The following is an 18,036-nucleotide window of genomic DNA, read 5'->3' on the forward strand; positions in this document are numbered from 1 at the left end:
AAAATTAAGGTGGTTATTTTCAGAATTAGCCCACCAGAGCCAATAAAATGGCGTTAAAACAGAAGCCCAAGGACGGGCTAGATTAATTACTTTGCAGTCAATTTGTAACTTTCATCAATCAACACTTTAAGCTCATCCTCTGGAAATCCACTGTCCAACTTTATAGTAATCCAGTGCTCTTTATTCATGTGATATGCTGGATATACCCCTTCCTTTAACCTCAACGAACCCACTAATTCAGGAGGAGATTTGAGGTTTATAATATTTATCATCTCATCACACTCGCTTTCATATAATCTCTTTGATGAAATCGTCAGAATGGCAGCAAACCACTTTGCGTTATTTTTATGCCTATAAATGATGTAACTAGGAAATTTAGCCCATGGGTACTCAGCAACTGCACCATAATTACTCTGGACATACTCCATAAGTTCATTTTTTTTCATCTCACCATCCCATTAATAAGTTTCAGTTATGCTAACTTGGCGAGAATATAAATTGCAACAAACGAAAAAATGCCCGAATTTAGCCTAACTTATGACACTATTGTCAAAATAAAAATTTTAGGTAATCTTACATAGGTTTATTATGTAATTACTTCATTAAATTACTTTTTAGGAAAAATCATGTTTGAATCTAAAAATATGCCTTTAATTTCTTTCCGCTCTTTTTTAAAACGAATGCTATTACATTTTTGTTATGCTTTTATACTTATCGTTACCACTTTATTCATTGGCATTGTTGGGCATATAGCGTTTGATTCGAGCATAAGTTGGCATGATGCCATATTTAACAGTGCTTTTATCGCTAATGGAATTGGTCCATACATTGTTCCGCAAAACATTTCAGGAAAGATTTTTTTCGCTTTTTATGGTGTATTCACCAGTCTGGTTTTTATGACCACTCTAGGATTGATATTTGCGCCTATTGCGCATCGAATGTTACACAAATTCCATTTAGATGATGAGTAAAAAAACCTCGTCTGGTTAAACGCCATGACCCAAGGCATGATCTTTTCAAGCTATCGCTTCCTTTCGCAGAAAACCAGACTTTAAAAATACTTTCGCATAAAAAAGAGCGGGGAGACTAAAGTGATTTAGTATTTTTAACTATAGAACCCGAGTATTTAAATAAAGTCATTGCCGCGTTAACTCCGGTAAGCCTAACCAGAGTGGTAAAACGATTGATGATAATATTAAAAAAATACCGACTAATAAGCATTGAAAAACATTAAGCATACGGATAAATATCTCTTCTAATATCATAGAATGTCCCCTTCATTGCTAATGTTGATTAATAGCGAAATAAGTGTTAACACTTAAAGCATTAATACTAAAAATATAGCAGCTCATTTTCATTTGTCAGATATCACTGACCTTATGATTCAACATCAATGATAGAAGTTAATATTACAGCTCTATGCAAATGAAAATCTCAATCAAGTTGTTCTGCTATAATTAAAAATGATCTTTTGTAACTTATAACTTCACACCTAAAAGGAAGAAAATATGTTAAGAAAAATCAGTTTCCTCATCTGCTCATTAGCTGTTATTTTCACATTAACTGCCTGTAATACCACTAAAGGTGTTGGTGAAGACATAGAGGCTGGAGGTAAGGCAATACAGAGAGTCGCTCAGTAAAAACCTACATTTAACAGATTAATAAAACACTAGCGGGTTAGAGATGAAGATATCTTCTAGTGTTTTACTACTATCAATGGATAGCTTTAAATATTTAATTTAAGTATAATTATTAAGCTTTTTTAAAAGAGTTTCTATTAACTGATTCAGCTTATAAGGAATATTGCATATGAAAAGAAAAATAATTATTGCTACATTAATAACATTATTTATTCCAGCCATTGCGAGTGCCTCATGTGAAAGCGTTGTTGAAGAAATTACACAAAAAATTATTAACAATGGTGTGCCTGAAGAGAGCTTTACCATTACCGTCGTTTCAAATGAAGAAGCAGCCTCACAACAAGGTACTGTTGTAGGTAACTGTTCGAATGAAACACAAAAAATTATTTATACAAAAAAATAATTCCTCCCAAAGGGCTTGTTATAAAGCCCTTTCATATATCATTGCCAACGTAATAAGACGCAATCATCTTCCAGCAAATTCTCACCAACCACAAATTAATTTATGTTAATGGCATTTGTAAAGTTCGCTACCACTATTGTGATTGTATCCAAGGTTTATCACCTTAAGTTAAATCCCCCAACCCGCTATGGGGTGATATCCGTGCATTGATGAGATTTTCATATTAATTGTTAACATATTAATAGTTTGACTAATTGGATTTGTTGACCACTTTATTGTCAAATTCGTTATTGTTCAGTTTTCCGTATTGCTTTCCTGTTAAAAATATACTTTACTATTAGATAAAATTTTCATTACATAAGAGAGCTGTATTAATATATATATATGTATACTAACCCCATTACTCTCTTACTCATATTTATCCCTGTCCTTGCCTGCATTCTATTCATTATTGCTCAAGATAAAAAACAACCAGATACAATGACACTTTTTTTAAAGTTCTCTATCTACTTGTTAAGCACTCTGGCTTTCATAAATTTAATTTTTTTCGCAAGAGCGTTCACTGATTGGTATTAACGTAAGCACTCCGTTCTAATGTTATTTTGCAAACCAAGTATCATTTGCTTGAACTTCGCGATTCGTTGTCTGAGTAGCCAATAATTTAGGATAACGGAGTCAGTAGGTCGGACAGTGATTGTATCATCCAAGCCGGTGGCAGTAACCATTTCGATTTTTTACAGCTGGCTTTGATGTTCCCAGCACTAACAAGTATTAAACGAAAAAAACCCGCCATTGCTGACGGGTTAGAAAATACAGAAAAACTATTTTGTATCTTTATTTTCAATAGCTATGATCTGAGGTTTCTCTTCTTCCGGAATTTCATATTCAATATTTAATGTTAACAAACCGCTTGATAATTCTGCGCTTTCAATTTTTACATTCTTACCGAGATTAAATTCAAGAGAAAATTTATTTTGTGTTATCCCTTTATGGATCCATTTCTCTGAATCATTAACTAATTCAGTTGATTGCTCACCTTGTACATAGAGTTTCCCACCTTTTAAGGATACGCTCAAGTCATCCTCTTTATAACCAGGAACACTGACAGTTAATTGATAATCTGATTCATTTATTTGTTTTAAATTATATGGATGTTCTGAGGTTAATGGTCGGTTACCTGTTAATTGGCTGAATAAACGATCCATTTGGTCAAACCTGCTAGAAAGCAGGTTATCAGATAATGCTGGAAATAATGAAAAAGATCTAATGTTAGACATAATTTCTCCTTCAATATCAAACGAACTACCTATTACATAAGCACCATTAGCCATTTGCCCGTATGGATTAACTCTTTATCTTGGTGCATAACTTATATAGTGTCGCTAGTGAAAATTTCAATCCAGTACTTACAATTCTTTACATTAAACATAAGCAAGCATAAAAAAACCCCGCCATAGCGAGGTTTTTAATAATAACCAATCAAGTAACTAACACGTCTAAGCTTTCATAGTACTTTTGCAAAAGTACATTTAACACCGGAAGGGTTACTTTTGCTTGCTTCAAAATGATAGCGTGCCTTTATCTCAAGGACATCTCATAAAGAGATCTCTCTTAAAGTGCCACTACATTTACAGCAGCTGGACCTTTTGCGCCATTTTCTACTGAGAAGCTGACTTTTTGCCCTTCATTAAGGGTTTTGAAGCTATCACTTTGGATTGCAGAAAAGTGAACAAACACATCTTTGCTTCCATCTTCAGGAGAAATAAAGCCAAAGCCTTTAGATTCGTTAAACCATTTTACTAAACCAGTCATTGTATTAGACATATTGAATTCCTTTGAATTTTTAATTGTTGCCACATGGCATATAGGTTTGATTTTTCTTGATACTTATGGAACTAATTAGAAGGAATTCACTACGAATGGGTATCTATAGGATAACGCTAAACGGGGGGAACTTTTCAAAACTTGCTTTCATAAATAGGTCTGTACTTCCAAACCGATAACTACATTTACTCATACATCCTTACGCATAGCAAGGTTTTTTTCATAGATACTACGATTATTTTAATAATCAATATGGATTTAACAATATATTCAATACCCGAATATATAGATAACTCGATGATAAATAACCACTTTAAACCCCATCAATCCATACACCAAATACAATTTAATAAAAAAGGTCGCACTAAACGACCTCTTGGAAATAACTCTATCCATCAATTATTTGATACTATCATCTTCTGTTGGGTCAAAAGGCATTCCATCAGCAAAGACAAATGACAGTGCAACAATTACAAATGAAGCTACAACAAAAAATGAATCAATTATCTTTTTCATGCCTCTTCCTTCATAAGTTAAGTCGAAAACAATATGATAATTAATCTCATTAATCAATAAAAACACCATTCAAGTTGACAATTAAAATCAGTTGTTCGGAATAGCCTTCGATTTACTTAAGCGCATCATGTATACAAATCCCCAAAAACCCCACTGAAGTGAGGCTCTTCAGCTTCTGATGTTGTAATCACTCTTATCACGATCTCAGCATAATTATCTGATTTATATAATACAATGCATATTCATTTAATTATTCATTAATAATAATTGCTATCATTTAAATAAATTACATTCTAATAAAACTCAGTTATTTTATTCAATATTGTCACATTAAGATGATCCCAGCAGTATTATTCACTTTCTTGTCTAAATCCCTTTACTCGTTCTTGATATATCACTATAGATACCCATACTATTTATGTAACTTATTGAGCTATCTGATATTAGCCATCGAATTACGAACAAATTAAATCGCAATAAAACAATCTTATAATGCGTGGCTAAAAATATTATTTACCTCTATTCCTCATAATAAAAACCCTAAAAATATCATCGGGGAGCACACTATGTCGGGTCATATTTCTAGACGTAATTTTATCAAACTAGGCACTATTGCAGGCATTGCAGTGATGGTGGGTAAACTCCCTTTTGCGATAGCAATGGAGCTCGACTCTGACTCTCCATCAACTGATTGGATAGGTCAAAATGGTAAAGCACGCTTTCGTTGGGATGGCGTTGAAAAGGTCACCGGCCGTAAGAATTTTGCTCGTGATTACCGCGCTAAAGATATCCCCGGCTGGCCTAAAAAACAAAGCTATGCCTTTATGTTAAAAGCAACAGAGGCAGATAAAACCTTTGAAGGCATTGATATTTCAATGTTAGGTCCAAACTTACAGCCTGATAAAGTTGTTTTACAAGAAGACCTTATCCGTGATGGCTTAAATATCCCTCAAGACACCAGTATGGGAAAAGGCTTCTATGGCACCAATATTTTAGTGCCGCTAGGGGATACCCCGCCAATTATTGGCCACCCTGTTGCCATCTTGATTTATCATGATTTCGATAAATACAGCACAGCGCAGCGGATGCTACGTTTTGCAAAAAATACCGTAAAATATGGAACGGTTACTGGGCCAAAACCACCTGCTAACTATGGTGCAGCACGATACGTACGTATCGGAGGTGACACCCCACTTTCACCTTCTATCTTTTCCCCTTATCAAGATTCAGGTATTAAAGGGGGGTTCGATGGCAATACACCTGTTTGGCCTCCTTATGACCCCAAACACGCCATTTCTATTCCACCAGTGATCCGTAAAGATCGTGGTGGTGGTTTTATTCAAGCCCTTCACCAGGCAGAGAAAAACCCTGATAAACAAGAAAAGGCGATGGATTACGCACGGCAAATTGAGCAAGAAATCGCAGCAGCTCGCCAGAATCCCGACAAGTTTGTGATTGAGCGCCATGGTTTTTCACAATCCATTGACCCTTGCGCAATGGAGCCTGATAACTGTAATACTTGGTATGATGCACAAACCAAAACACTGCATATCTTAACCGCGACACAGTCTCCTGCAGGAGTGGTCAACGCCGCTGCTGAATTATCGAAGCACAACAAACATTTTTCTGTCGAGAACATTGTGTTATTAACCGGTTCTACCGTCGGTTATGGCTCAAAAGACTATTCGGTTTTTCCTTTCTATTCGATGGTCGCCAGTTTCTATGCTGATGGCTTACCTGTTCGCATGGCAAATGACCGCTATGAACAATTCCAAATGGGAATGAAACGCCACTCTATTGAGATGGATGTCACCATTATCGGTGATAAAAAAACGGGCAAATTTGATGTATTAAAAGGTACTTATAACTGTAATGGTGGAGGCCGTGAAAACCTCTCGGTTGCCGTATCACACGTTGCGGTACGTGGTGCTCAATCTATTTATTATTTCCCTAAATCTGACCTCACCGCTCTCGCCATGGCCACCTCGGCTGTCGAAGCGGGCTCAATGCGTGGCTTTGGTTCCTTACAGTCAATGGCAGTCACTGAATTGATGGTCGATGAAATCGCTCACAACCTCAATATTGACCCAATTGAACTGCGCCGCCGTAATGCCATCTTAGAAGGTTATCCGAATACACAAGGTGGTGTAATAGCGGGTGACCCTCGCAATGTCGAAATGTTAAATCTTGCGCAAAAACACCCGATTTGGGTCGAACGTGAGAAAAACAAAGTCGATTATGAAGCGAAAAATCCCGGTAAATTATACGGCGTTGGCTTCGCGCAAGTGCAGCAAGTTTATGGTTCTAGCGGTGTTCCAACGATTCTTTCTCTTGAATTTGATGCGAATGGCAAGCTGACAATGCGCCATTGCATGCAAGAAATTGGTACCGGAGGCACAACCGCACAGCAAGTCATGGTGTGGCAAGCACTCAGTAAAGCCCCTGATGTGGTTGAGTTTGGGGTAACTGAATTTGCAGAACTCCCACTCAAAACCAGTTGGGCAGATCAGAAAAAACAAGATGAACTGTCAAAAACTGATCCCTATTGGACACCTGCACTGATCCCTGACATGAGTTCATCGAGCGGCGTTTATTACATTGGATTTGGTACACGCCAAGCAGGTCATTTTTTATTAGAAAATACCCTATGGCCTGCGGCCAAAAGCATTTGGAGTGAAGGCCCTGGCGGAGGAGCTTTCAATGGCTTAAATGTTGAATTTGCAGATATTCGTGTCGGACCAGACGGTATTGGCGGTGGTGGAATGAAGCCCATTCCTTTTGACATTTTAGCCAAAAGAGCCCATGAGATGGGGCTCATCACCGGAGTTGCTGTTCACGGCTATTCAAGCTGGCAGTGGGCTCGCGCAGAGTTCGATATCCCAACTGTCGGCTTGAAAAATCTCCCTCTCGATGCAATATCCGTTCGTTATGGCGAAGGAGCTCCACAAGAACTGAAAAAACAGATGACAACTGGCGGTTACCATTTTATTAAACGTAAAATTGCCTATTACCCACCAACACAACGCGCAAAAGCTGACCCAACTACGGTCACACCAGCTTCCTGCCTCGTAGAGCTCAACGTCAATACCATGACGGGTGAGATCGATATCATGCGCCACCATATGATTATGGACCCCGGTACGATGATTGTCCCTGAATTGGTTTCAGGCCAAATTCAAGGGGGCACCGCGATGGGTATTGGCCACGCATTGATGGAAGAATTGCCACTGTATGAAGATGGGCCAGGTAATGGAACCTGGAACTTTAATCGCTATGTTCTACCACGCGCAAAAGATGTTGCTGTTTGGCAACAAACCATTGATTACTTACCTCCCCTATCGGAAACTTCGCCACCAAAAGGCATGGCAGAACTGGGAATGATCCCTATCTTACCTGCGACGAGTAACGCATTAACCCATGCGACAGGTAAGCGTTTCTATGAATTTCCTATCACGGTAGATAAAATTAAAAAGGCACTCTCATGAAAATCAACAATGCCGTTCCGATTATTGAGCGCAAGCCACTAACTCTGACCATTAATGGCCAAAAAATTGGTCCTATTGACGTCCCTGTTGGGATGCCAATGATTGAGTTTTTACATGAATACCTTGACCTCACAGGCACCCACTTTGGTTGCGGGCAAGGGATCTGCCATGCTTGCACCATTATGGAAATTCAGCCCGATGGCTCAACGGTTGAAAGCCGTACCTGTATCTTTGGTGCCCATTATTTCAACAATAAAAATATTGTTACCATCGAAGGGCAAGCCAAACTGGATGAACAAGGTAAAGTTGTTGAATTAACGCCAATTCAACAAGCTTTTATCGAAAACTTTTCGTTCCAGTGTGGCTATTGTGCCCCCGGTTTCGTCACGGGTGCGACGGTATTTCTTGATAAACTGAAAAAAAAACCAGTGAAACGAAACCAACTCGAACATGCGATTGAAGAAGCCCTCAATGAGCATATTTGCCGTTGTACAGGCTATGTTCGCTATTATGAAGCTGTGAGGAAAGTCGCTCTCGACACTCCTGGCTGCGTGATCGATTAGGGAGAAACCTCATGGCTAAATCCAGCTCCTTACGTAAAAGCATTTATATTATTATCTTATTATTCATCATATTAATGCTTGCGATCCTATTTGGTGCTTTTCGTACCTCCAGTATCGGCCCTGATTTAGATAAACCGCTGACTTCAGAAGAAGTCGCCAAATTGCTGCCAAGAGGGCAAGAATTGGCAACGGCTGGAGATTGCTTTGGTTGCCACTCATTACCTGAAGGGCCATTGGCTGCGGGGGGGCGTGCTATCGGAACCCCTTTTGGTACCATTTATTCCACAAATATCACGCCTGATAAGCAATTTGGTATCGGTAACTATACCCGTGCTGATTTCCATCGTGCTTTGAAAGACGGAATTGGTAAAGAAAGAGGCAATCTCTACCCTGCCATGCCGTTTGTATTTACCCATATGACGACATCAGATGATATTGATGCCCTGTATGCTTATGTGATGTCACTTCCACCAATCAATGTACCAAACAAAGAAAATACAGGTGTATTTGTCCTACCCGTTCGCCCATTTATGAACTTCTGGACTTTGCTCAATTTCCCTAAACAAAATGCACCTCATGACCCACAACGCTCTGCCGAGTGGAACCGAGGTGCTTATATTGTTGAAGGTCTAGCACACTGTGGCGCTTGTCACTCACCACGTAATTTAATGATGGGTGTCGAGTTTTCACGGTCACTTCAAGGGGGTGAAGAAGCCGGTTTAACAATCCCTGATATTACAGCCGAAGCGCTTTCCAAACATGGGTACGATACCGCCTCTTTGCGCCAATTCCTGCTTACAGGGAATGCCCCGCAAGGTTCTGCATTTGCAGATATGAGCACAGTGACTCATTTTTCTACTAGTCAGATGAATAAAAGCGATGTTGATGACATGGCAATTTATTTAATGACGGATCAACAAGGAAAAATACTGGGAGCCAAAGCTCCGCCTGCTCCATTGCCCGAGGCAAACTCACCAGCCGTGGGTAATGTCAGTCAAATCATGGAAACAGGTCGCTTAATGTATATGTCTACCTGCGCAGGCTGCCACGGGGTCACAGGAGAAGGTGTACCTAATGGTATTCCAGCGTTAAAAGGTAACGCCATCTTAGCTATGAACAGCCCCGAAACCTTTATCAGTGTAGTGTTAACGGGTATTCCAACCACCACTTTCCCAAATGGGCAGCGTATGTATGCAATGCCAAGTTTTGCCGATGATTTAACGCCACAAGAAATGGCAGATTTAATCTCATGGGCACGCGCCGAATGGGGGGGACAAGGTAAACCCGTCACCGCCGAACAAGTTGAAAAACTGAAAAAAGCAGCTCAATAATCATTCATCGCTTCTCTTCAAATGACTTATTTGTTGAAGGGAAGCGTCATTATTATTTTCATTACGATATTTGAATAAAATCCCCATTAATATTCTTGTTATCTAAAAGCTTATCTTGAATTAATCCCACATGCAGGTTTTCGAAATGCTTTCTTTGATAACCATTGAATTCATCGACAACTTTTAACTTCAGCATAAAAATCAATGACAGATCTTGGGTAATGACTGACAACTCAAAATTAGAGTTTAATATCAGAGCTAAAATGCTAATAAGTCACTATAATAACAATGAGTATCGTGAACAATCAGGAATGATTTTTATATGAATTTTTATGGGATAGATTATTTGCAAGCGCAGTCTAATATAAATGATTATTTAAAATACATTGTCATTTTTGGAACTTTATTTGCTTTAATCATTTTTTTCATCCTGTATATGCGACATCGCCTACAAACTAAATATCGGGATTTAACGATTATCGCCTTCCTATTTTTACTTTTCATTTCAGGTATTCAGTATCAAGATTATACCGATAGTCAAAATATACACTCAAAATCATCCCAAATGGTTAATTTCGTAAGGTTATTATCAAAAGAAAAAGGTGTAGATATAAATTCTATATTTTCTAACTCTGTACAATTATCCGATGGCATAATCATTAAAGTTGATGACCGGTATTACCGCATTCATTTAAGCTTAGATCAACAAACGTACAGCTTAGAAAAAGTTTGGTTAACAAATCCCGAAATTAAAATCATAAAAAAATAAGGAATGAAATGATTATTTATACACCTATTATTATAAAACTTGGATTGGGGATTCTATGCCTGATTGTTCAAATAAACCTCATGGGCAAAGGGAATTTAGCCCCCTCATCCGCAATGGATCAAGTCCAAAACTATGTTCTAGGCGGTATTATCGGTGGCGTCATTTACAATGAATCAATAACAGTACTGCAATTTATACTCGTGTTAATCATCTGGACTCTGCTTGTTTTTGCCCTTAAATTTTTAAAAGAGAACAATCCATTCATTAAACGAATTATTGATGGCAAACCTATAACCTTGGTACACAATGGCAGCGTTAACGTTAAAGAGTGTCTAAAAAATGGTGTTTCCGCTAATGATTTGATGTTCAAACTAAGATCAAATGGCATTTACGAAATAGAGCAGCTAAAACGCGTTGTTCTCGAACAAAATGGACAATTGACCATTATCCAAAGTGGCGATGAAAATATACGTTATCCAATTATCGTAGATGGCTTAGCTAACTATGACTTACTCGAAATCATCGACAAAGACATTGAGTGGTTAGAAGACAGTATCTCGAAACAAGGTTTTAGTAAAATCAGTGAAGTGTATTTAGGTGAGTATTTGTCTGGTAGGATTAATTTATATGGATATGAAAAAAAGAATAACGCAGATTAAGTTAGATTTACGTCTTGTATAGGACTGACGGAATGCTTACCACTTTTTGTAGTTTGTCTCGTATCTGTTTTAGTGATAAATCAGGATATTATCCAACTAAACCTCCCTTCAAACCGATAAGAACACGAACACGAGATAGAACCTTTTTCACTAACCTGTATCAAAAATCCTCATCCATCTGCTATCATGTGCCCCTGAAAACTTCACCTCCATAAATGAGCTTCTGTTTTTTATCTGTTTCGTAAATGCCTTTATGCATCGTAGCTTTTGTCTCTAGGGACTTTAGCCTGCAAAGCAGTAACAGAAAAAACAAAATTTCTTTTATTTTTTATAAAGTTAAATACTCAGCGACAACACAGAATAGTACAGAATGAATACACAGAAAGAACAATACAATATCGGTAAGATAAATTTAATCATTTAAAAACATGAGGTTACAATGAAGAAAATTATTATTCAAATACAATTCTTATACATTATCTTATACATTTGATTTCATATATGACAAAACTGTTCCATTTCTAGCTACTCCTTCTAAAAGAACATATTGCTTACACTCTCAAGCCTATTCATTTAAGTACTGAATAAAGCAAACTGATACTTATATATTCAAACTCTTACCATAAAAAATTGTAATATTAGTTGTGGTCGTTAATTTAACGATGTAATCCTAAAAAATTACTGTCTAAATTTGATATTCTATAAAAGTCATTTACCCTATAATTTGAGCTTCATAATATTGGAGGTTTTATGAATATCACTCAATTATTTTTATTAGCTTTAAATTGTATCAATGAGCATCGGGAACCATCACATACTGAGCAATCAATAATTTATGTATTCTATAGAACAAACATTGCTGGATTGATTTCTATAGATGAATTCATGGAAATGTTCATTAATGTATCCGTTTACTGTGATTCGCCAAAGCGAAATAAAGAACTCACTATCGAGCTTATCGAAAAATATTTATATAAATCAGCAAACAAACTGACAGCGATAAAAAGTATGCTTACCTAATAGTAGGCACTCCAAAACTGCTCTTAATAATAAGGAATGCCTAACTAACTCACTTAATAGTTAATGCTACTGAACTTCCCGCATCACCTCATTAAAAAATTCTTTAATATCAACACGTAAAATTTTAAGAGCTGAAACCAAAGTATCTATATCTATTTTATTTATTCCTCGTTCATAACGATATAACTGCTGTGCGCTTTTACACCCTATCAGTTGAGCAAATTCAACAGCAGTATATCCAGCATCACGTCTCAGACCTTTAATCTTATTTCCAATTAATGTTGTTACTAAGCCATCAGAATTCATGCTTCAATACTCCATTCCTATAATTAGACCATAATCTATTGAGCTCTCAAACCTCTGGATTATTCACTTTCTCAACTTATAAATCACTTATAGACCATCCATAAATGATAGTTATAATTTGAAAAATTTAAAATACCCTAATAACTTTATTGACTTTACTAATATTTCTTATTATTTATAGGTAATAGACTTATTTCAATAGGCATTACCACTAGAAAATGAAGAGGAATATTTATGAATAAGTTTCTAATTTCTGCTTGTATGATTGCATCAAGTGTCCTGTCCTTTAATGCATTAGCCGCAGACAAAATGGCCTCAACACCCGAAAATATGACATGTAAAGAGTATGTGGATCTTAACCCTAAAAGCTGGGCTCCAGTAGCATTATGGGTAACATCACAAGGTACTGAATTTAAAGGTGGTGACTGGGTTACGTTATCAGAACAAAGTGTTGCTGAAGCGCCTTTAATTGTTGAGTTTTGCAAGAAAAATCCTGAAGGAACCTTGAAGGACTACCTTGCTAGCAAAAAATAAACACTTTAACCACTAATAGCTGCAGTAATAAACTGTAGCTATTATTTTTACTAGTTAGCTATATTAACATTTCAACTAAGCTAATCCTTTAATTAAAAAATAAAAACTAATACGTTATTCTCATACTAATAATCCCGCATACTGCCCCTTCAACAGTACTTAAAGATTAGGTATATACTAAATCCTCTTACCTATAAATATAGCTAAAAATCAGTTTTATTAAATGACCACACTAATGTATGAACCTGTATATAGAATTAAAGTGCAAATAAAATACAACAAAAAATCACCGAAATTTAATTCTATCAGATGTCATTTAATGTAAATAAAACAAGAATGATAATCCACCAATCGAATTGATAGCCAAAATTATATTATTTTTCATATTATTGAACTTGAAAAATTAATATAGATAAATATAGTTAGCGCAAACTGCTTCCATGTAACTTAACTGTCACAGAAGTTGGTTTTTTGTTGCTCTACTTACTGTCTTAATAAGCTGTTATTTAACATTGAGGTTATGATGAAAAACAACATCTTATATTCATCTATATTAATCGCTTTATATTCTTGCTCTGCAAATGCTTCTCTAATGGCGCCTCAAGGAGTCGAAAACTCTTCTATCGTTGTGTCTTCCAACAATAATAACGCAACTAAGTCTGAGGATATTAAAGGACCAAACACGATTGCAATAGGGAACGGTGTTCACATCGATATTGACCCAAATACTGATGCGAGAGGGGCAAGTGATGGTTCTATTGCTATTGGTCTTAATACCAAAACAAAATATGAAGGAACAACCGCAATAGGCAAAAACTCTATTGCAAATGGTTGGAGATCAACTGCAATTGGTGTTGATGCCAAAGCTACTGATGAATCTGCTACAGCAATGGGTAATCAATCATCATCTACAGGTTGGGGATCTTCTGCCTATGGTACTGCCTCAAAGGCTATTCATGCCGGCTCTACTGCCATCGGTAATTGGGCTCAAAGTACTGCAGCATATGGCACAGCGCTTGGAACATCATCAAATGCTACAGGTAATTACTCGACTGCATTAGGAACCTTGTCAAAAGCATCTGGGCATTATTCTACCGCAATAGGTACAAATGTTGCTTCAGAAGGATACATGTCTGTTGCAAATGGATACGGAGCTAAAGCGGCAGCTAAAGGTGCTATTGTCGTGGGTGCAAACAGCCAAGCAAGCGGAAATTCATCCGTAGTTTTAGGAGACACATCTATTGCTGAATCTGAGAATAGTATCGCCGTTGGGCATAATTCACACACTAAGGGCAAAAATAGTATTGCTTTTGGAACAGATTCAAAAATAGGCTATGGTTCTAATGCTATCGCACTTGGTACAAATTCTAATGTGGTGGGCGATAATGCGATCGCTATTGGGAATAACTCATTAAACAAAGGTTCTAGCGCTATTAGTCTTGGTGACAACGCAAAAGTATCTGGCGGCAGTGGCATTGCTATTGGGAAAAATGCATCACAAGGAAAATGGCGTGAGAAATTTCCAACTGAAAGCCCAGTTAGCGTTACCGGTGGTATAGCGATTGGAGACTCAAGTCAAACAACTGATGTTGCAAGTGTTGCTCTTGGGGGTAAAGCCAAGGCGAATAATGCCTATACAACTGCTATAGGGGATGGAGCTATTGCACAAGGCAAAAGCTCAACCGCTTTAGGTTCTGGTGCCAGCTCACAGAGCTGGGGTTCTGTAGCATTAGGCTTAGGCTCTGTTGCAAATAGAGGAAAAGGTGATGTAGGGTATTTATCTGCTGAAAAAACTGTAGGTAATGAATCCTCCGTAACAGCAAAAATGTCTACTCAATCTCAAGAAAGACTGAAAGAGATTAATAGCAAGATAAATGAATACAGTAAAATCGTTGACCCAATTGCAAATGACTACTATTCATTACGCAATGAATACAATCAAAAACTGCAAGAAGTCTATGATTCAGACTTACAGGGGCAAGAGTATTCTAAAAAAATAAACGAACTACGCGATCAATATCAAAGCGAAGTAGTAAAACGTTCGGCGGCTTTGAACAACACTCCGGAGTATGCTGAGTTGCAAAAACTTCAAGCAGAAAAAGCCGGGTTGCTTAGTACCTATATTTCAACTAAAGGTGCAGTTTCTATTGGTAATGATGCAGTAACTAATGAAAATGGTGAAATTGTTCAGCATGCAAATACTCGTCAATTAACCAACCTTGCCGCGGGTTCGAAAGATACTGATGCCGTGAATGTTGCGCAATTAAAAAATCTTCAGTCTGTAATGGAAAGTGCAGATGATAAGCTTTCTCAAAGAATTACTGACAATAAAACTCAAATAGATAACAACAAAAAGAATATTGATGAAAACTCAAATGCGATTAAAGATAACACAAACTCTATTGTGAAAAATGAGCAAAATATTACCAATAATACGAATAATATTAATAGAATCTCCAATGAGATGAAAAACAACAACCAGCGGTTCGACCAACTGGAGAGTAAAATCGTCAGTAATGAGCATTATATTCGAGATGTAGAAAAAGAGATGCATCGAGGTTTAGCATCACAAGCCGCTTTGAATGGTTTATTCCAACCTTATGGTGTTGGTAAATTTAACTTCACCGCAGCGGTAGGTGGGTATAATTCTGAAACTGCTATCGCGGTAGGTTCTGGTTATCGTGTAAACGAAAGTGTCGCTGTAAAAGCAGGGATTGCAACCAACACTGGAAACTTTGAAGGTGTAACCTACAATGCTGGTGTAAACTTCGAATGGTAATGTAATTAAGATGCACCATCACATTCAGGTGGTGCATCTTTTCGTCAACGCTCTCATCATATGCATAAATCAGAGTATACCGAAATCGCACTTAGCTATTTCATAATAAATGACTACTGATTTATCGGCTTAACGATTGTATATGCACACTACTATACATCCTCCTCTCCTTTGGCTGGAATGGGAATACTATAACTATTGACTGTTAACCTGCTAAATAGGCATAAATGAAGAGGAATTATGTTTACATAACAATAATCATCGCGGGATGAATTGTAATCTTGCAAGCATTTTTATAGTACGCGATATATCTAATTGTCACCTTCACATCTTTAACTTCGACTCTGAGTGTGACATACAGAGAATAATTAGCCTTCGAGTTCTTTCCACCACAATTATCGTAGTTTAAGGCGAGTATTTAATGTCATTGAAGATAACGTCAACTCGAGTAGAAAGGAACACTCAGGACACAGATCCCACCAGCTCTACCACATTTTAACTGTCGTGATGTAATAACAGATTAAAAACAATAAATTAGTAAATTGAGCAGACCGTAATATTACCCAAAATGGACATCGAACTGTACATACGCTAGAAGAATAAACAAGCTCACTCTGGCGGGCTTTTCATCTATTCTCAAATTTTCACCTCACTATCAAGTCCTTAGATAATCTAACGCCATAATAATTACCCCAACCTTATACAATAACCTAAAATAAGCTACACTATAATGGAGTATTTCCCTGTGAAAATGTTGAAACAAGCTTATAAAATCAATTGGGTAGAGTGTTCAAAATTAGTATTTCACCTTATAAAACTGGAAAATTATGGTATACCTTATTAATAATGACATTGAATTCATTTATGAAAGAAATGTTTTATATTCTAGGAAATTAAACCTAGAACAATCTTTACTATCACCATCCTCAAGAATATTAAAATACCTTATCGAGAATAATGGGAGCGTAATTACTCAAAGTACTCTTTTTCAGATTGGCTGGGAAGACAAATTAGAATATGTAACAAATAATGCTTTCTATCAGAATATTTCACTACTTAGGAAGGCATTTGAAATCTTGAATCAAAAAAATAAGTTAATTATAAACTTCCCTAAAAAAGGCTATTCATTAGATAAAAATGTTATTATTGAAATAATCACAGCCCCTTCCGATTCCATTGGTATTATCGAAACTGCTGAAACTATCGAAACCGTTGAGACCGTTGAGACTGTTGAGACTGTTGAGACTGTTGAGAGAAATATTAAAGGAACAAAGAAAATTAGATTTGATTTTTTAATATTAATAACAATTCTAATTATATCCCCTTTTTATTTTTACAAAAGTGCTGGAAGTAATAATGATTTGTATAGTTATGATTATTGCGGAAAAAATGAGGGTGTTAACTTTTTTTGTGAAAAAAACAGTATAATTAGTGACAATCATTTTAGAAATATTATTGATAAAATAAAAAAATCAAAGTCAAAATACAATTACATCTATTTTAGAAAGAATATTCACAATGAAGTAGGATACTCATTTTTAAACTGTAAGTCTGAGTTTATGATGATTAATTTAACCCCAAACAATTGTATTTCATATTATGCCATCGAAAAATAACAAAAATTTAACCAGATTGGTTATTACATATATTCTAATAACTCTCCTTTTCTCTATTATAATATTTATTTTTGCTCCTGGAAATCACTCTAATGAAAAAATAAGCTGTGACTCTAATATCTATCTTGATGACCAGAGAAATAATATAGTAGCTCATGGATATTATGTATTCTCTCTTGATGGAGACAATGGATGGTTGAAGTTAAAAGGTGAAGTAACTAACGAGAAAAAATCATACACAATAAATAGAAAGTTATATTTCACTAGCAGTAGAAATTGCTGTGTTTTCATATTAACTGTAGATTCAATAGTAAAATCCAACGATGATAACTCTCCTGATTCTTTATTATCAAAATTCTTACCTTTGGCATACATAAAGAAAGGAAATAAAATGGACACTTTTATTTACCCTCAAACTGATGGTGGTTATCTATTCACATCTAGTAATCTTTATAGCTTTTATTGTGAAAACCTAAAAAATTAACCCATAAATATCAGTGTGTTATTTTTATATCAATAGATATACCCCAAAGATTTTCATGGGGGTATATCTATGTACGAAGGATTAGGTTTTGAGCCGACAACATAATA

17 protein-coding genes are annotated in these 18,036 nt (G+C 36.4%); 13 read left to right on the plus strand and 4 right to left on the minus strand.

Features of this window, described 5'->3' with window-relative positions:
• Positions 1 to 86 precede the first annotated feature (86 nt).
• A complete protein-coding gene (locus PR799_RS01250; protein ID WP_154627974.1) occupies positions 87 to 446 on the minus strand; it encodes an MmcQ/YjbR family DNA-binding protein in 360 nt (119 codons plus the stop codon).
• Positions 447 to 626: 180 nt separating this feature from the next.
• Here PR799_RS01250 and PR799_RS01255 point away from each other — a divergent pair, with 180 nt between their 5' ends.
• The 3 genes from PR799_RS01255 to PR799_RS01265 all read left to right on the plus strand — a co-directional run bounded on the left by PR799_RS01255 (position 627) and on the right by PR799_RS01265 (position 2,043).
• Positions 627 to 971 (plus strand): two pore domain potassium channel family protein, encoded by a 345-nt coding sequence (locus PR799_RS01255; protein WP_154627973.1) that lies wholly within the window; start codon positions 627 to 629, stop codon positions 969 to 971.
• Between the two features lie 537 nt (positions 972 to 1,508).
• On the plus strand, positions 1,509 to 1,640 hold the full coding sequence (locus PR799_RS01260) for an entericidin A/B family lipoprotein (protein ID WP_154627972.1): 132 nt from the start codon (positions 1,509 to 1,511) through the stop codon (positions 1,638 to 1,640).
• Between the two features lie 169 nt (positions 1,641 to 1,809).
• Positions 1,810 to 2,043 carry a DUF1161 domain-containing protein gene (locus PR799_RS01265; RefSeq protein WP_272521067.1) on the plus strand — a complete coding sequence of 78 codons (234 nt, stop codon included), beginning with the start codon at positions 1,810 to 1,812 and terminating at the stop codon, positions 2,041 to 2,043.
• A gap of 821 nt (positions 2,044 to 2,864) precedes the next feature.
• Here the strand turns inward: PR799_RS01265 and PR799_RS01275 are convergent.
• Together PR799_RS01275 and cspE are read right to left on the minus strand one after the other, a co-directional pair.
• Positions 2,865 to 3,320, minus strand: a complete 456-nt coding sequence (locus tag PR799_RS01275) for an Hsp20 family protein (protein WP_272521068.1) — start codon at positions 3,318 to 3,320, stop codon at positions 2,865 to 2,867.
• A gap of 334 nt (positions 3,321 to 3,654) precedes the next feature.
• Positions 3,655 to 3,867 carry a transcription antiterminator/RNA stability regulator CspE gene (gene cspE, locus PR799_RS01280; protein ID WP_036954791.1) on the minus strand — a complete coding sequence of 71 codons (213 nt, stop codon included), beginning with the start codon at positions 3,865 to 3,867 and terminating at the stop codon, positions 3,655 to 3,657.
• A 1,082-nt stretch (positions 3,868 to 4,949) separates the two neighbouring features.
• Between cspE and PR799_RS01285 the strand changes: the two genes are divergently transcribed.
• The 6 genes from PR799_RS01285 (at position 4,950) to PR799_RS01310 (ending at position 12,210) form a co-directional block, all read left to right on the plus strand.
• On the plus strand, positions 4,950 to 7,868 hold the full coding sequence (locus PR799_RS01285; RefSeq protein WP_272521069.1) for a xanthine dehydrogenase family protein molybdopterin-binding subunit: 2,919 nt from the start codon (positions 4,950 to 4,952) through the stop codon (positions 7,866 to 7,868).
• Positions 7,865 to 8,431: a (2Fe-2S)-binding protein gene (locus PR799_RS01290; protein WP_154627969.1), complete on the plus strand. Its 567-nt coding sequence runs from the start codon at positions 7,865 to 7,867 to the stop codon at positions 8,429 to 8,431. Before PR799_RS01285 ends, PR799_RS01290 begins: the two co-directional genes overlap by 4 nt.
• 11 nt (positions 8,432 to 8,442) lie before the next feature.
• Positions 8,443 to 9,762, plus strand: a complete 1,320-nt coding sequence (locus tag PR799_RS01295) for a cytochrome c (RefSeq protein ID WP_272521070.1) — start codon at positions 8,443 to 8,445, stop codon at positions 9,760 to 9,762.
• Between the two features lie 322 nt (positions 9,763 to 10,084).
• The gene (locus tag PR799_RS01300; protein ID WP_154627967.1) at positions 10,085 to 10,531 is read left to right on the plus strand and encodes a DUF3290 domain-containing protein; all 447 of its coding nucleotides are present in this window, start codon (positions 10,085 to 10,087) and stop codon (positions 10,529 to 10,531) included.
• Positions 10,532 to 10,539: 8 nt separating this feature from the next.
• A complete protein-coding gene (locus PR799_RS01305; protein ID WP_154627966.1) occupies positions 10,540 to 11,190 on the plus strand; it encodes a DUF421 domain-containing protein in 651 nt (216 codons plus the stop codon).
• Between the two features lie 750 nt (positions 11,191 to 11,940).
• A complete protein-coding gene (locus tag PR799_RS01310; RefSeq protein WP_272521071.1) occupies positions 11,941 to 12,210 on the plus strand; it encodes a hypothetical protein in 270 nt (89 codons plus the stop codon).
• 66 nt (positions 12,211 to 12,276) lie between these two features.
• Here the strand turns inward: PR799_RS01310 and PR799_RS01315 are convergent, their stop codons facing one another.
• Complete coding sequence (locus PR799_RS01315; RefSeq protein ID WP_036978338.1) at positions 12,277 to 12,516, minus strand: helix-turn-helix domain-containing protein; 240 nt, start codon at positions 12,514 to 12,516, stop codon at positions 12,277 to 12,279.
• A 234-nt stretch (positions 12,517 to 12,750) separates the two neighbouring features.
• Here PR799_RS01315 and PR799_RS01320 point away from each other — a divergent pair, with 234 nt between their 5' ends.
• The 4 genes from PR799_RS01320 to PR799_RS01335 all read left to right on the plus strand — a co-directional run bounded on the left by PR799_RS01320 (position 12,751) and on the right by PR799_RS01335 (position 17,929).
• Entirely contained in the window at positions 12,751 to 13,050 is a 300-nt protein-coding gene (locus PR799_RS01320; protein ID WP_272521072.1) for an HdeA/HdeB family chaperone, read from the plus strand.
• Positions 13,051 to 13,573: 523 nt separating this feature from the next.
• Positions 13,574 to 15,829: a YadA-like family protein gene (locus PR799_RS01325; protein ID WP_272521073.1), complete on the plus strand. Its 2,256-nt coding sequence runs from the start codon at positions 13,574 to 13,576 to the stop codon at positions 15,827 to 15,829.
• A gap of 827 nt (positions 15,830 to 16,656) precedes the next feature.
• Entirely contained in the window at positions 16,657 to 17,445 is a 789-nt protein-coding gene (locus PR799_RS01330; RefSeq protein ID WP_272521075.1) for a winged helix-turn-helix domain-containing protein, read from the plus strand.
• Positions 17,429 to 17,929 carry a hypothetical protein gene (locus PR799_RS01335; RefSeq protein ID WP_272521076.1) on the plus strand — a complete coding sequence of 167 codons (501 nt, stop codon included), beginning with the start codon at positions 17,429 to 17,431 and terminating at the stop codon, positions 17,927 to 17,929. The genes PR799_RS01330 and PR799_RS01335 overlap by 17 nt, the downstream gene beginning before the upstream one ends.
• Positions 17,930 to 18,036 lie beyond the last annotated feature (107 nt).

The organism is Providencia sp. PROV202, assembly GCF_028479565.1.
In the GTDB taxonomy this organism is placed as follows: Bacteria; Pseudomonadota; Gammaproteobacteria; order Enterobacterales; family Enterobacteriaceae; genus Providencia; species Providencia zhijiangensis.

Coding starts and splice junctions, on each gene's coding strand:
- PR799_RS01305 (WP_154627966.1), top strand. CDS start 10,540: ATGATTATTTATACACCTATTATTATAAAACTTGGATTGGGGATTCTA.
- PR799_RS01310 (WP_272521071.1), top strand. CDS start 11,941: ATGAATATCACTCAATTATTTTTATTAGCTTTAAATTGTATCAATGAG.
- PR799_RS01275 (WP_272521068.1), bottom strand. CDS start 3,320: ATGTCTAACATTAGATCTTTTTCATTATTTCCAGCATTATCTGATAAC.
- PR799_RS01260 (WP_154627972.1), top strand. CDS start 1,509: ATGTTAAGAAAAATCAGTTTCCTCATCTGCTCATTAGCTGTTATTTTC.
- PR799_RS01295 (WP_272521070.1), top strand. CDS start 8,443: ATGGCTAAATCCAGCTCCTTACGTAAAAGCATTTATATTATTATCTTA.
- PR799_RS01255 (WP_154627973.1), top strand. CDS start 627: ATGTTTGAATCTAAAAATATGCCTTTAATTTCTTTCCGCTCTTTTTTA.
- PR799_RS01330 (WP_272521075.1), top strand. CDS start 16,657: ATGGTATACCTTATTAATAATGACATTGAATTCATTTATGAAAGAAAT.
- PR799_RS01325 (WP_272521073.1), top strand. CDS start 13,574: ATGAAAAACAACATCTTATATTCATCTATATTAATCGCTTTATATTCT.
- PR799_RS01285 (WP_272521069.1), top strand. CDS start 4,950: ATGTCGGGTCATATTTCTAGACGTAATTTTATCAAACTAGGCACTATT.
- PR799_RS01290 (WP_154627969.1), top strand. CDS start 7,865: ATGAAAATCAACAATGCCGTTCCGATTATTGAGCGCAAGCCACTAACT.
- PR799_RS01315 (WP_036978338.1), bottom strand. CDS start 12,516: ATGAATTCTGATGGCTTAGTAACAACATTAATTGGAAATAAGATTAAA.
- PR799_RS01265 (WP_272521067.1), top strand. CDS start 1,810: ATGAAAAGAAAAATAATTATTGCTACATTAATAACATTATTTATTCCA.
- cspE (WP_036954791.1), bottom strand. CDS start 3,867: ATGTCTAATACAATGACTGGTTTAGTAAAATGGTTTAACGAATCTAAA.
- PR799_RS01320 (WP_272521072.1), top strand. CDS start 12,751: ATGAATAAGTTTCTAATTTCTGCTTGTATGATTGCATCAAGTGTCCTG.
- PR799_RS01335 (WP_272521076.1), top strand. CDS start 17,429: ATGCCATCGAAAAATAACAAAAATTTAACCAGATTGGTTATTACATAT.
- PR799_RS01250 (WP_154627974.1), bottom strand. CDS start 446: ATGAAAAAAAATGAACTTATGGAGTATGTCCAGAGTAATTATGGTGCA.
- PR799_RS01300 (WP_154627967.1), top strand. CDS start 10,085: ATGAATTTTTATGGGATAGATTATTTGCAAGCGCAGTCTAATATAAAT.